Origin of the sequence: Streptomyces boninensis, from assembly GCF_048572725.1 — a bacterium.
Classification (GTDB): domain Bacteria; phylum Actinomycetota; class Actinomycetes; order Streptomycetales; family Streptomycetaceae; genus Streptomyces; species Streptomyces boninensis.
In genome coordinates this window covers 925,554-938,711 of sequence record NZ_CP183837.1, presented here as the reverse complement: position 1 = coordinate 938,711, position 13,158 = coordinate 925,554, and the positions used below count along the sequence as shown (strand labels likewise).

The 13,158-nt window shown below is 73.1% G+C and carries 11 protein-coding genes and 1 pseudogene; 8 read left to right on the top strand and 4 right to left on the bottom strand.

Going from position 1 to position 13,158, the window contains the following annotated elements:
* Positions 1-169: 169 nt before the first annotated feature.
* Positions 170-1,904: pseudogene (locus tag ACNNMR_RS04210) on the top strand (glycoside hydrolase family 76 protein).
* Here ACNNMR_RS04210 and ACNNMR_RS04205 read toward each other — a convergent pair.
* Positions 1,884-2,642: a potassium channel family protein gene (locus tag ACNNMR_RS04205; protein WP_419993137.1), complete on the bottom strand. Its 759-nt coding sequence runs from the start codon at positions 2,640-2,642 to the stop codon at positions 1,884-1,886. The pseudogene ACNNMR_RS04210 and the gene ACNNMR_RS04205 sit on opposite strands and share 21 nt — an antisense overlap.
* 108 nt (positions 2,643-2,750) lie before the next feature.
* On the opposite strand from ACNNMR_RS04205, the gene ACNNMR_RS04200 reads away from it, so the two are divergent.
* Positions 2,751-3,233 (top strand): nuclear transport factor 2 family protein, encoded by a 483-nt coding sequence (locus ACNNMR_RS04200; protein ID WP_419993136.1) that lies wholly within the window; start codon positions 2,751-2,753, stop codon positions 3,231-3,233.
* 15 nt (positions 3,234-3,248) lie between these two features.
* Here the strand turns inward: ACNNMR_RS04200 and dhaM are convergent, their stop codons facing one another.
* Genes dhaM through dhaK form a run of 3 tightly spaced genes read right to left on the bottom strand, consistent with a single transcriptional unit; the run spans position 3,249 to position 5,267 of the window.
* Entirely contained in the window at positions 3,249-3,659 is a 411-nt protein-coding gene (dhaM, locus tag ACNNMR_RS04195) for a dihydroxyacetone kinase phosphoryl donor subunit DhaM (protein ID WP_419993135.1), read from the bottom strand.
* A complete protein-coding gene (gene dhaL / locus ACNNMR_RS04190) occupies positions 3,652-4,251 on the bottom strand; it encodes a dihydroxyacetone kinase subunit DhaL (RefSeq protein ID WP_419993134.1) in 600 nt (199 codons plus the stop codon). Before dhaL ends, dhaM begins: the two co-directional genes overlap by 8 nt.
* 23 nt (positions 4,252-4,274) lie before the next feature.
* Positions 4,275-5,267 (bottom strand): dihydroxyacetone kinase subunit DhaK, encoded by a 993-nt coding sequence (gene dhaK / locus ACNNMR_RS04185; RefSeq protein ID WP_419993133.1) that lies wholly within the window; start codon positions 5,265-5,267, stop codon positions 4,275-4,277.
* A gap of 122 nt (positions 5,268-5,389) precedes the next feature.
* On the opposite strand from dhaK, the gene ACNNMR_RS04180 reads away from it, so the two are divergent.
* From ACNNMR_RS04180 to ACNNMR_RS04155, 6 genes are all read left to right on the top strand, one after another.
* Complete coding sequence (locus tag ACNNMR_RS04180; RefSeq protein WP_419993132.1) at positions 5,390-6,871, top strand: glutamate synthase subunit beta; 1,482 nt, start codon at positions 5,390-5,392, stop codon at positions 6,869-6,871.
* Between the two features lie 106 nt (positions 6,872-6,977).
* Positions 6,978-8,156: an acyl-CoA dehydrogenase family protein gene (locus tag ACNNMR_RS04175; RefSeq protein WP_419993131.1), complete on the top strand. Its 1,179-nt coding sequence runs from the start codon at positions 6,978-6,980 to the stop codon at positions 8,154-8,156.
* A gap of 74 nt (positions 8,157-8,230) precedes the next feature.
* A complete protein-coding gene (locus tag ACNNMR_RS04170) occupies positions 8,231-9,715 on the top strand; it encodes a hypothetical protein (protein ID WP_419993130.1) in 1,485 nt (494 codons plus the stop codon).
* 64 nt (positions 9,716-9,779) lie between these two features.
* On the top strand, positions 9,780-10,979 hold the full coding sequence (locus ACNNMR_RS04165) for an AAA family ATPase (protein ID WP_419993129.1): 1,200 nt from the start codon (positions 9,780-9,782) through the stop codon (positions 10,977-10,979).
* Between the two features lie 14 nt (positions 10,980-10,993).
* Positions 10,994-12,232, top strand: coding sequence for a DUF2201 family putative metallopeptidase (locus tag ACNNMR_RS04160; RefSeq protein WP_420000256.1), 1,239 nt, complete (start codon positions 10,994-10,996; stop codon positions 12,230-12,232).
* 16 nt (positions 12,233-12,248) lie between these two features.
* Complete coding sequence (locus ACNNMR_RS04155; RefSeq protein ID WP_419993128.1) at positions 12,249-13,121, top strand: oxygenase MpaB family protein; 873 nt, start codon at positions 12,249-12,251, stop codon at positions 13,119-13,121.
* Positions 13,122-13,158 lie beyond the last annotated feature (37 nt).

Sequence of the window (13,158 nt, the reverse complement as noted above, 5' to 3'; positions counted from 1 at the left end):
GCCTGCGAGGTCGCGGCGGGGACGGCCAGTTGGCAGGCCGCGAGTGCGGCGGCGGCAAGGAGAATCCGGAAGCACCTCATGCTGACAACGTTGCCAACGTGTCATGTAGGCGTCAAGATGCTTTGCATCGTTGGAAGTTGGAAGGCAGCAAGGCCCGAAGGGATCCGCGATGATCGCCTCAGCGTCAGCGTCAGCCTCCGCCCTGCGTCTCCTGCTCGCCGCCTTATTGCTGGCGACCGGCCTCGTCCCGCTGACCGCCGGACCGGCCGCGGCCGCCGAACCGGTCTGCGCCCTGCACTGCGACACCCGCGACCCGTCGCAGGCGCAGCAGGACACCTTCCCGGTGCCGGAGAAGGTGGTCAACGGCCGCGTCATCAAGCTGCACGTCTCCCGGCCCGACGGCATGGCCTGGGCCTCGATCGACAACGGCACCACCGGCGACGCCGTCTGGCTCGACCGCACCTGGGACGCGGGCAAGTCCTGGGAGGAGGTGCTGGGCAAGGCGACCATCCCGGCCTCGTGGACCGGCACCCGCACCCTCATGTACAACATCACCGACCCGAGCGCCCACCGCCGCGGCTGGCTCCGCGCCTGCGGCGACGCGGCCGGGGTGGGCTGCACGGCATGGTTCCGCCCCGGGGTCTGCGACTTCGACGAGAAGTGCGACGGCGCCGACCCGGCGGACGCCGCCGGCGACGACCAGCCCGTCCCCGCCACCACCCTCTTCGGCCGTACGATCCGCCTGCACGTCTCGCACCCCGACGGAATGGCCTGGGCCTCGATCGAGGACGGCGGCCAGGGCGACGAGGTCTGGCTCGACCGCTCCTGGGACAAGGGCGCCTCCTGGCCGGAAGGCTCGTCCCTGGGCCGTACGCCGGTGGCCGCCGGCGCCGCCGCGGCCCGTACGGCGATGCACGCCACTCGCGACCCCAACGGGCTGCTCTACGGCGGCGCGGTGCGCGCCTGCGGCAAGGAGGCGAGCCACCAGGAGGGCAGCTGCACCGCATGGGCGCGCCCGGCGCCGACCCGCGCGCGGGCCGCGGCGGACGCGCTGATGTGGTCGTACGACCCGCGCGACGCCTGGTGGCCGCGCAGCTGGTGGAACAGCGCGGCGACGCTGACCGCACTGACCGAGTTCGCCCGCCGCACCGGCACCCACGACTACGACTGGGCCATCGCCCGCACCTACGAGGCCAACCGCGGCACCTTCGCGCCCGGCGAGCGCAGCACGGACGCCATCGAGGGCCACTTCATCAGCCGCGCCATCGACGACACCGCGTGGTGGGGCCTGGCGTGGCTGGCGGCGTACGACCACACCGGGGAGCGCCGCTATCTCGACGAGGCGGTGACGATCGCCGAGTACGTCCACGGCTACTGGGACGAGGGCAGCTGCGGCGGCGGGGGAGTGGTTGCTGTCCAGCGGCATGATCAATGACTCCGGCCTGGTCAACGACGGCCTGAACGCCGACTGCCGCAACAACGGCCAGACGGTGTGGTCGTACAACCAGGGCCTGGCCATAGGCGGCTTCCTCGAACTCTGGCGCGGCACGGGCGACACCCGCATGCTCGACGCCGCAAAGCGCCTCGCGGACGCCGCCCTGACCCGCCCGCAACTCACCCGCGACGGCGTGCTGACAGAGTCCTGTGACACAGGCACCCGCACCTGCGACGACAACCAGAAGCAATTCAAGGGCGTCTTCATGCGCTATCTGGCCGACCTGGCGGCGACCACGGACTCGGCCACGTACCGCACTTATGCCGACCGGCAAGCCGACTCCCTCTGGACCACCGCTCGCGACCCCCTCAACGACCTCGGCCAACGCTGGTCCGGCACCTCGCCCAACCAGCAGGACTGGCGCACCCAGGCCAGCGCCCTGGAGGCGCTAACCGCCGCTACGAGGTGAGTCCTGCGCGCGCAGCTGAGCGACCTCCGCGCGCAGGGCCGTTATTTCGCTGGTGAGTTGCTTGAGCATCGCGGTCTGCTCCCGTTCTGCCGTGTTGTCCTCCTCGAATCTGGAGATGAACCACGCCGCGATGTTGGCGGTGACCAGACCGAGGAGGGCGATGCCGGAGATCATGAGGGAGACGGCGAGCAGGCGGCCGAGGCCCGTGGTGGGGGCCAGGTCGCCGTAGCCCACCGTGGTCATGGTGGTGAAGGACCACCACAGGGCGTCGCCCAGGGTTTTGATGGTGGCGCCCTCCGCGTTCCGCTCCACCTCCAGGACCGCCAGGGAGCCGAACACCAGGAGCGCCAGCACCGCCCCGCCGACATAGGTCGTCACCTGGACCTGCGCGGTCGCGCGCACCCGGCGGCCCGTGAGGATCAGCGCCGCCACCAGGCGCAGCAGCCGCAGCGGCTGAATGAGGGGGAGCAGCACCACGATCAGGTCCAGGAGGTGACCGCGGATGAAGGCCGCCCGCTGCTCGGCCAGCGCGACGCGGATCGCGTAGTCGGCGGCGAAGGCCGCCCACACCACCCACTCCAGCGTCCGGCAGGCCGCGCGGAGCGCCGCGTCGGCGTGCGGGTCGACGATCGGGACCGCGTACGCCACCGCGAACACGACGGCGAGTGCGAGCAGCAGGCGCTGGGTGCGCTGCTCCCAGCGGGTGAGGCGGGTGGGTATGGCGGTCGGCGGGTTCATGGCGCAGATGCTACGAAGTCCGCGGTCGGGGGTGTGATGGGCGGTGCGGCTGCGGAGCGAGTAGCGTCTTTTCCGCAGGCGTACTGCAATTGCGAGGGAGGGCGGCACATGTCCCGTACGAGCCGATCCGCGATAGCCGTCGCCGCGCTGGGCGGCCTGGCGCTGCAGCCGCTGTACGCCGCCGGGGTGCGGGCGATGCTGCAGCACAGCGCCCGGCGGCTGCGCGAGGGCGACATCGAGCCGACGCTGCGGGCGTATCACGAGGACGTGGTGATGCGCTTCCCGGGCGAGAGCTCCTGGAGCGGGGAGTTCCACGGCAAGGACGCCGTCGAGGAGTGGCTGCTGCGGTTCCGCTCCGCGGGCATCCAGATCGTCTTCGACGACATCCTCGTCTCCGGGCCGCCGTGGCACACCAAGGTGTGCATGCGCTTCACCGACTACGCGACCGATGAGCACGGCGAGACCGTGTACGTGAATGAGGGCACGATCGTCGCCCATGTGCGGTGGGGCAAGGTATACGAGTACGAGACCTTCGAGGACACCGAGAAGTCGGCGGCGTTCGACACCTATCTGGCGTCCCGCGGCATCTAGCGCCGCCCGCTCCTCTCAGACCTTGCGGTAGTCGTACGCCTCCGACGCCGCCCCCTCGACCGCCGCCAGGTCCGCGCCCGTGGACGAGGTGACCACCGCGGCCACCGCGCCCTCCACGAACGGGGCGTCCACCAGCCGCGCCTGCTCCGGCAGCTCCTCGTCCTCGACCAGCGCCTTCACCGTCAGCACGGCGCTGCCCAGGTCCGCCAGGAGTACGACCCCGGCGCCCTGGTCGGCGTCCCGCGCGGCCGCCGCGATGAGGTCCGCGTCCGTGCCGAAGCCGCCGTCCGGCGTGCCGCCCGCGGGCCGGACCGGGACCGCCTCCGCGCCGCCGCCCGCGAGGGCCTTGCACAGGGCCGCGACCGACTCGGCGACCGCGGCGCTGTGCGAGACCAGGACGACGCCCACGTGCTTGACCTCAGGCATCCGCCACCCCCGCGAGCGCCGTGATCAGCAGGGCGGAGGAGGCCGCGCCGGGGTCCTCGTGGCCGATGCTGCGCTCGCCCAGGTAGCTGGCGCGGCCCTTGCGGGCCTGGAGCGGGGTGGTGTCCGCCGCGCCCTTCTCGGCGGCGGCGCGGGCGGCCGGATAGCCGTCGGCGAGGGCGGTGACGGCGGGGATGAGGGCGTCCAGCATCGTCTTGTCGCCGGGCTGTGCGCCGCCGAGCTTGGCGACCGCGTCCACGCCCGCCTGCAGCGCCTCGCGCAGCTGCGCGTCGTCGACCTCGGCGGCGTCGCCGAGCGCCTTGCCGGTGGCGCGCAGCAGCGAGCCGTACAGCGGCCCAGAGGCGCCGCCGACCTTGGAGATCAGCTGGCGGCCTGCCCGTACGAGCACGGCTCCAGGCGTGGCCGGCAGCTCGGCGCGCAGGTCCTCGGCCACGGCGGTGAAGCCGCGCTGCAGGTTGGTGCCGTGGTCGGCGTCGCCGATCGCGGAGTCCAGCTCGGTGAGCCGCTTCGCCTCGCTGTCCACCACCTCGGCCATGGCCAGCATCCACCGGCGGATGAATTCGGCGTCGCGCACGTGGTGTTCCTCTCTCGTACGTCTCAGATGCCCCAGCGGAGCGCCGGGGTGCCGACCGGGGCGTCCCACAGGCGGAGCAGCTCCTCGTCGGCCTGGCACAGCGTCACCGAGCAGCCTGCCATGTCCAGGGAGGTGACGTAGTTACCGACCAGGGTGCGGGCGACCGGGATGTTGCGCTCGGCGAGGACGCGCTGCACCTCGGCGTTGAAGCCGTACAGCTCCAGCAGCGGGGTGGCGCCCATGCCGTTGACGAGGGCGATGACCGGGCTGGTGGGCTTCAGGTCCTCCAGGACCGCGTCCACCGCGAAGTCCGCGATCTCGCGGGAGGTCATCATCGCGCGCCGCTCGCGGCCCGGTTCGCCGTGGATGCCGATGCCGAGCTCCAGCTCGCCGGCGGGCAGGTCGAAGGTGGGGCTGCCCTTCGCGGGCGTGGAGCAGGCGCTCAGCGCGACGCCGAAGCTGCGGGAGGCCTCGTTCACCTGGCGGGCGATCGCCTCGACGCGCTCCAGCGGCTGGCCCTCCTGCGCCGCCGCGCCCGCGATCTTCTCCACGAAGAGCGTCGCGCCGGTGCCGCGGCGGCCCGCGGTGTACAGGCTGTCGGTCACCGCCACATCGTCATTGACCAGCACCTTCGCGACCTGGATGCCCTCGTCCTCGGCGAGCTCCATCGCCATGTCAAAGTTCAGCACGTCGCCGGTGTAGTTCTTCACGATGAACAGCACGCCCTTGCCCGCGTCCACCGCGGCAGCGGCTCGCGCCATCTGATCGGGCACGGGCGAGGTGAAGACCTCGCCGGGACAGGCGGCGTCGAGCATGCCGGGGCCGACGAAGCCGGCGTGCAGCGGCTCGTGCCCCGAGCCGCCGCCGGAGATCAGCCCGACCTTGTCGGTCACGGGCGCATCGCGGCGCACCACCACCCGGTTCTCCACGTCCACGGTCAGATCGGGGTGGGCTGCGGCGATCCCGCGCAGCGCATCCGCGACGACGGTTTCCGGCACGTTGATGAGCATCTTCACGGCGGCCTCCGGGCACTGGCGACGACGGTCTGGCAATACGGTCAGTATCAGCCACGGGAGGCGGTCCCGGCAGCCCGGTCGTATCGTGAAAAAGAACGGTGCGCGACTGATGGGGGCAGCCCATGGCTGACCCGAAGGGTTTTCTCACCACCCCGGTCCTGCTCTGGGAGCGACGGCCGGTCGAAGAGCGCGTACGGGACTGGCACGAGGTGTACCGCCCCGGCGCGCTGCTGCCGGTCATCGGCGAGCAGGCCGGCCGCTGCATGGACTGCGGGATCCCCTTCTGCCACAGCGGCTGCCCGCTCGGCAATCTGATCCCGGAGTGGAACGACTACGCCTACCGCGGCGACTGGGCGGCGGCGAGCGAGCGGCTGCACGCCACGAACAACTTCCCCGAATTCACCGGCCGCGTCTGCCCGGCACCCTGCGAGTCGGCGTGCGTGCTGGCGATCAACTCCGACCCCGTCACCATCAAGAACGTCGAGGTCACCATCGCCGACAAGGCCTGGTCCGAGGGGCACGCCCCGCCCCGGCCGCCGGACCGGCTGACCGGCCGTACCGTCGCGGTGATCGGCTCCGGACCCGCGGGCCTCGCCACGGCGCAGCAGCTCACCAGGGCCGGGCACACGGTGGTCGTGTACGAGCGTGACGACCGGCTCGGCGGGCTGCTCCGGTACGGGATCCCCGAGTTCAAGATGGAGAAGCGGCACATCAACCGGCGGGTGGCGCAGATGACCGCCGAGGGCACCAAGTTCCGTACGGGCCGGGATGTCGGGCGGGACCTGGACGCGACGGCGCTGCGGCGGCGGTTCGACGCGCTGGTCGTCGCGACCGGCGCCACCGCCTGGCGGGAACTCGACGTGCCGGGCCGGGAGCTGGCCGGGATCCACCAGGCGATGGAGTTCCTGCCGCTCGCCAACCGGGTCCGGGAGGGCGACTTCGGCGCCGACGGCGTCTCGCCGATCGACGCCCGCGATCGCGACGTGGTCATCGTCGGCGGCGGCGACACCGGCGCCGACTGCCTCGGTACGGTGCTGCGCCAGGGCGCGCGCTCCGTGGTGCAGCTGGACATCAACCCGCGCCCCGGCGAGGCCCGTACGCCGGATGAGCCCTGGCCCGTACACCCGAAGGTGCACCGGGTGTCGCCCGCGCACGAGGAGGCGGGGGAGGGGGTCGGCGGCGGCGAGCACGGGCGGGTGTTCGCGACGTCGACGCTGCGCTTCGCCGGGGACGGGCGGCGGGTGCGGGCGCTGCACGCGGCGCAGGTCGAGCCGGTGGGGCGGACGCCGCTGCCGGGGACGGACACGGAGCTGCCGGCCGACCTGGTGCTGCTGGCGTTGGGCTTCGACGGGCCGGAGATGGGGCCGCTGGCCGATCAGCTGGGTCTGGAGACGGATGAGCGCGGAAACTTCGAGCGTGGGGAGGACTACGAGGCGGGTGCGGACGGGGTGTTCGTGGCGGGTGACGCGGGGCGCGGGCAGTCGCTGGTGGTGTGGGCGATTGCGGAGGGGCGGTCGTGTGCGGCGGCGGTGGACCGGTATCTGACGGGGGAGACGGCGCTGCATGCGCCGGTGGTGCCGGCGGACCGGCCGCTGGGCGTGTGACCGGGCACCTGACGCCGATGATCTGACGCGCCGTCATGCGACCCCTTCCACATTTGTGAAACACGTTCTACTCTGCCCCCGAATCGCGACCCGCCTGGAGGGGCCCGTGGACCTCGAATACACGCCTGAACAGCAGCAACTCCGCACCGAACTGCGCAGCTACTTCGCGGAAATCGTGCCCGAAGGCGCGTACGCCCGGCACACCGATCCCAAGGCGCAGAAGCGTTTCTACCGCCAGACGATCCAACGCCTCGGCTCCGACGGCTGGCTCGGCGTCGGCTGGCCGAAGGAGTACGGCGGGCGCGGGCTCACGCCCATGGAGCAGTTCATCTTCTTCGACGAGGCCGCGCAGGCCGGCGTGCCGCTGCCGCTGATGGCGCTCAACACGGTCGGGCCGACGATCATGCAGTTCGGCACGGATGAGCAGAAGGACTACTTCCTGCCGAAGATCCTCCGCGGCGAGATCGACTTCGCCATCGGCTACAGCGAGCCGGACGCGGGGACGGACCTGGCGTCGCTGAAGACGCGGGCGGTACGGGACGGGGACGACTACGTCGTCAACGGGCAGAAGATCTGGACCACCAACGGCGACACCGCGGACTGGGTGTGGCTGGCCGTCCGTACGGACCCCGACGCGCCCCCGCACAAGGGCATCTCGATGCTCCTCGTGCCGACCACGGACCCCGGCTACTCCTGCACGGTGATCAACACCCTGGCCGGCCACGACACCACGGCCAGCTACTACGAGAACATCCGCGTCCCCGCCTCCCGCCGCGTCGGCGAGGAGAACAAGGGCTGGCGGCTGATCACCAACCAGCTCAACCACGAGCGCGTCACCCTCGCCGCCCACGGCACGATGGCGACCCGGGCGCTGGCGGACGTACGCGAATGGGCCGCCGCCACCAAGCTCCCCGACGGCCGCCGGGTCGCCGACCTGGGCTGGGTGCGGGCGCTCATCGCCCGTACGCACACCAGGCTCGAGGCGATGAAGGTGATGAACTGGCAGATGGTCGACGCGCTGCAGCGCGGCACCCTCACCCCGCAGGACGCCTCCGCGGTCAAGGTCTACAGCTCTGAAGCCCGCCGCGACGCGTACGCCTGGATGATGGAGATCACCGGCGCCGCCGCGCCGCTGAAGGAGGGCTCGGCCGGGCTGATCCTGCACGGCGAGCTGGAACGCGCCTATCGGTCGGCGGTCATCTTCACCTTCGGCGGCGGCAACAACGAGATCCAGCGGGAGATCATCTCCTGGATCGGGCTGGGGATGCCGCGCGTTCGGCGGTGACGGGTTACGATCAGATGGATGACGACTTCCCTCCAGAACAGATTGGGGGCCCCGTCCGCGCAAGGTGAGTGCTGATGAGCACTCACAGCGCGGCCGAGGAGGCCCGCCTCGCATTCTGGCAGCGTGTACGGCAGTACGCCGTGCCGCCTGCGATGATCGAAACCGCGACTGCCCGGCGCCTGCTGGGCGACTGGGGCGGGGCCTGCGCCGCCGCCGGATTCGACGTCGATCTCCAGCTCCGCTCCGCGGGCCGGCTGTACGGCCGGGACGTGGCTGCCCGTATCCGGGCCGATCTGCGGCGGCTCGCTCCTGACCTGTTGCGCTGGCATCTGCCGCGGATTGCGCCCGATGGGCTGCTGCGGCCGGGGCTCACGGTGACGCTTGCGCGGTACGGCGCTGAGGGCGGGGGCGGTGCGGCCGTTGTGCACCTCGTCGCCCGGACCCCGCCGGCGTGGGCCGATGGCGGGCAGCGGATCTGCCTCGGGCTCTGGGATCCGGGGCGGCCTGATGCGGCCCCGTACGCGCATCCGCATCCGCGGCCGGAGCGGCGCTTTCGGCTTGATCTGCATCGGCACCTGTGGGATGCGGAGCGGGCTGCTGAGTTGGGGAGCCGGGCGGGGACGGGTAGTGCGGCTGCGCAACTGCGGGATCGGCTGCCGGACATCACGCCGCCCGGGACCGGCTCGGCCGTTGAGCACTGGGCCGTGGAGGCGGGCATCGTGCCGCCCGGACCTGGCTTGGCCGTCGACCGGTGGGCCGCGGAAGCGGGCATCCTGCTGGGCGCGGAGGGGCGGGATGAGGGTGGCGCGGTCCTGGTGCGGCTGGCGGCACGGCGGAGGCTGGAGCTGCATGTAAGTCCCGGGCCGACCGGTTGGCGGATCACGTCACTTGTCGCCGCGTCCCGTGCTGGCGGGGCTCGTGTCGACGCGGCTCGAGCCGACCCGATCCGTACCGCCGGATCCCGTGCCGCCGCGCACCCCGTGCTGCCCGAGGCGGCCGTGCGGGTGCCGCCCGATGTGGAGTTGCTCCGGGCCGGCCTTATCGAGGCGGACCGGCTGCACCCGCTGGTGGCCGCCGCCCTTGTCCCCGGCCGTCAGCCCGGGCCGCCTCGGGCGTCCACGGACGGCGGGCCGCGGGTGCTCGACTGTCGCGGCGCCCGGCACCGCATCGGCCTGGTCGACGGCGTGCTCTCACCACTGGACCACGAACCGGCCGAACTGCGGCGGGAGGAGCTCCTGGCCGCGCTCGGCGGCACGCCGCTGCCCTGCCTGCGGATCATCGACGAGGCGCATCGCCGGCCGGAGTGCATGACCGGCGTACGGGAACGTCTCGTCCACGGTGATGCCGCCGGCGCGCTCGCCGTAGTGGAAGGCCTGCTCGGCCCCGAGGCGCGGCTGCGCCCCGGCGCGTTGCAGGACGAGCTGCGGGCGGCGGCGGAACGGCGCATCGCCTACGGCCTGTTCCGCGCCGGCCTGCACTCCGCCGCCCGCGGCCCGCTGCGCACCGACCGCCGTTCCGGTCACCACCGAACCCGCCCGCGGCAGGCACTCGCCCGCTGAACCAGGGCCGACCCACTGCCCGCCCAGCCCATTCCCGTACGAACGAAACCAGAGGTGATCACACTTGCCCACACCCACCCAGCTCGACATCGCAGCCGACCTCCTCAACCTCCTCCGCACCACCGCCACCGAACCCCGCCCCGACCTCCAACTCGAAGCTCTCACCCTCACCGTGGCCGCCGACCTCCCCGTGCTCCTCTGGGGCGAGCCCGGCATCGGCAAGACCGCCGCGCTCACGCAGCTCGCCGAGACGCTCGACCTGCCGCTGACCACCGTCATCGCCAGCGTGCACGAGCCGTCCGACTTCTCCGGGCTCCCCGTCGTCGGTGACGACCCGGCCGCGCACGGCGTCCCCATGGCGCCGCCGGACTGGGCCGTGCGACTGGCGGCCGCGGGCAAGGGGTTGCTCTTCCTCGATGAGCTGTCCACCGCCCCGCCCGCCGTCCAGGCCGCCCTGCTCCGGCTCGTCCTGGAGCGGCGCATCGGCGCCCTTCAACTGCCGCCCGGTGTACGCATCGTGGCCGCCGCCAACCCCCGCTCCTCCGCCGCCGACGGCTGGGAGCTGAGTCCGCCGCTCGCCAATCGCTTCGTCCACCTCAAGTGGACTCACGACCACGACGTGGTCCTCCGCGGCCTCGGCGGCACCTGGCCGCGCGCCACCCTGCCCGCCCTCGACCCGGAACGGCTCCCCACAGCCGTGGCGTTCGCGCGCCGGGCGGTGTGCGAGCTGCTTGCCGCCCGCCCCGGCCTCGTACACCGGCTGCCGAGCAGCGAGACGCGCAGGGGCGAGGCCTGGCCGTCGCCGCGGAGCTGGGAGATGACGCTGCGGCTGATCGCCTTTGCCACCGCCGCGGGGTCGTCGCGCGAGGTGCTGTCGCTGCTGGTCAGGGGTGCGGTGGGGGACGGGCCCGGGCTGGAGTTGCTGGCCGCCATGGACCGGATGGACTTGCCGGACCCGGAGACGCTGCTCGCCGACCCGGAGCGGGCCGAGCTGCCCGAACGCGGCGACCTGCGCCAGGCCGTGCTCGACGCCGTCGTGGACGCGGTCCGGCAGCGCCCGGAGCGCGCCCGCTGGGACGCGGCCTGGGCGCTGCTCGTCCGCGCGCTCGACACCGGCGCCCCCGACCTGGTCGTCGTCCCCGCGACCACCCTCGCCTCGCTGCGCCGGGAGGACTGGGACGTACCGCCGGAGATCGAGCGGCTGGCGGGGGTCGTCTCGCTCTCCCAGCGCGCGGACCGCGTCGCCGCCGGGGCCCGCCGATGAGCGCCACGGTGCCGATGAGCGCCACGGCGCCGGCGGCGCTGGACCTCGACAAGCTCTACACCGCCCGCCTGCACGCCGCCCGCGCCCGGCCCTACCTCGCCACGGCCCTGTTCGCCCTGCACGTCGTGCCGTCCCGGCAGATCCCCACCATGGGCGTCGACCGCCACTGGCGCTGCTACGTCTCGCCCGCCTTCGTAAACCGCATGTCCGTCCAGGACCTCGCCGGAGTATGGGTGCACGAGGTCTCCCACCTGCTGCGCGACCACCACGGCCGCAGCGACCGGTACGCGCAGAAGCACGGGCTCAGCGGACCCGCCGAGCGGCTGCGGATGAACATCGCCGCCGACTGTGAGATCAACGACGACGCGTACGACGACGAACTGCCGCGCCCCGACAGCGCCGTCGTACCGCAGCGCCTCGCCCTGCCCGACGGTGAGCTGATGGAGGACTACCTGCGCCAGTTCCGCTTGGGCCCGCGCACCGAGGAGTTCGCGTGGCTGGACTGCGGCAGCGGCGCCGACGGCGGCGAGCGCGATTGGGACCTCGGCCCGGACGGCGCGCACGGCCTCACCCCGCAGGAGCGCGACGCGGTCCGCTTCCGCGTGGCGCAGGGCATCAAGGCGCGCCCCGGGAGCGCGCCGCGGGGCTGGCAGCGCTGGGCCGAGGAGGCCTTCCACCCGCCTCAGCCGTGGCGGCAACTCCTCGGCGCGGCCGTACGCTCGGCCGCAGCCGCGGCAGGGACGGGGGAGGACTACAGCTACGGCCGCCCCTCCCGCCGCTCCGCGAGCGTGCCCGGTGCCGTCCTGCCGAGCCTGCGCCGCCGCCCGCCGCGGGTGTGCGTGATCATCGACACGTCCGGCTCGGTCAGCGACGCCGAACTCGGCATGGCGCTCCTGGAGGTGACCGCCATCTCCCGCGCCGTGGGCGGGCGTCGCGACATGGTCACCGTCATGTCCTGCGACGCCGCCGCCCGCGTCGCCGAGCCGCTCTGCCGGGCCTCGGGCGTCCCGCTCGTCGGCGGCGGGGGCACGGATCTGCGTACGGGCCTCGGCAGAGCGGCGCGCGCCCGGCCGCGGCCGGACGTCGTCGTGGCCCTGACCGACGGGCAGACGCCGTGGCCTGCCGCGAGTCCGCCGTTCCGCACGGTCGTCGGGCTGTTCGCGCGCACCGGGTCCCGGCGGGAGATCGAGCGCGACCCCGAGTACCGCCCGGACAAGCCGCCGGACTGGGCGCGGGTGGTGGACATCGGGTGAGTGCTTCACTGTAGGCATGGACCGTGACCCCGGACTCTTCGGCCCGCGCTCGGTGACCTGGCAGCTGCACTGCGATCCGGTGATGTGGATCGCGGGGGTGCGGGCGCTGTACCTGCAGGCGCTGCACCCCCGGGCGGTGCGCGGGGTGATGGCCAACTCCGACTTCCGGCGGGACGCGTGGGGCCGGCTGATGCGGACGGCGAACTTCGTCGGCACGCTGACGTACGGCACCACCGAGGCCGCCGACCGGATGGGCGCGCGGATCCGCGGCATCCACCGGAGGCTGACCGCCACCGACCCGGCCACCGGCGAGGTCTTCCGGATCGACGACCCGGAGCTGCTGCTGTGGGTGCACTGCGCGGAGATCGACTCGTATCTGCACATCGCCCGCCGCTCCGGGCTGCCGGTCTCCGACGCGCAGGCGGACCGGTACGTGGACGAGCAGCGGGCCGCGGCGCGGCAGGTGGGGCTCGACCCCGAGGACGTACCCGCCGACTGTGCGGCGCTGGCGGCGTACTTCGAGAAGGTCCGCCCCGAGCTGGCCGCGACGCCCGATTCGGCGGAGGTGGACGACTTCCTGCGCCGCCCGCCGACGCCGCTGCCGCTGGTGCCCGCGCGCGAGCTGCTCTGGTCGCGGGTCTCCGGGCTCGCGTACGGCTCGCTCCCCCCGTACGCCCACGAGCTCTACGGCCGCCAGGCCCCGCCCGCGGCCACGGTCACCCGCCGCCTGACCGCCACGGCGAACATCCTGCGCACCATCCCGCCGCGGGTGCGCTGGCAACTGCCGCCGAAGCACATCCTGCGCGCGATGGACCGCCTCGGACCAGGCTCGCGGCCCTCCCCCTATAAGCTCCGCGGGCGCGCCGCCATACTGGGCGGAGAGCGTTAGGGCGGGAGTTCGAAGTCGACGGGGCGGGGCAGAGAAG

What these genes read in the sequence shown, in the direction of transcription:
- ACNNMR_RS04170 (WP_419993130.1), top strand. Translation starts at nt 8,231, where the DNA reads ATGAGCACTCACAGCGCGGCCGAGGAGGCCCGCCTCGCATTCTGGCAG.
- ACNNMR_RS04160 (WP_420000256.1), top strand. Translation starts at nt 10,994, where the DNA reads ATGAGCGCCACGGCGCCGGCGGCGCTGGACCTCGACAAGCTCTACACC.
- ACNNMR_RS04200 (WP_419993136.1), top strand. Translation starts at nt 2,751, where the DNA reads ATGTCCCGTACGAGCCGATCCGCGATAGCCGTCGCCGCGCTGGGCGGC.
- ACNNMR_RS04180 (WP_419993132.1), top strand. Translation starts at nt 5,390, where the DNA reads ATGGCTGACCCGAAGGGTTTTCTCACCACCCCGGTCCTGCTCTGGGAG.
- dhaM (WP_419993135.1), bottom strand. Translation starts at nt 3,659, where the DNA reads ATGCCTGAGGTCAAGCACGTGGGCGTCGTCCTGGTCTCGCACAGCGCC.
- ACNNMR_RS04155 (WP_419993128.1), top strand. Translation starts at nt 12,249, where the DNA reads ATGGACCGTGACCCCGGACTCTTCGGCCCGCGCTCGGTGACCTGGCAG.
- ACNNMR_RS04205 (WP_419993137.1), bottom strand. Translation starts at nt 2,642, where the DNA reads ATGAACCCGCCGACCGCCATACCCACCCGCCTCACCCGCTGGGAGCAG.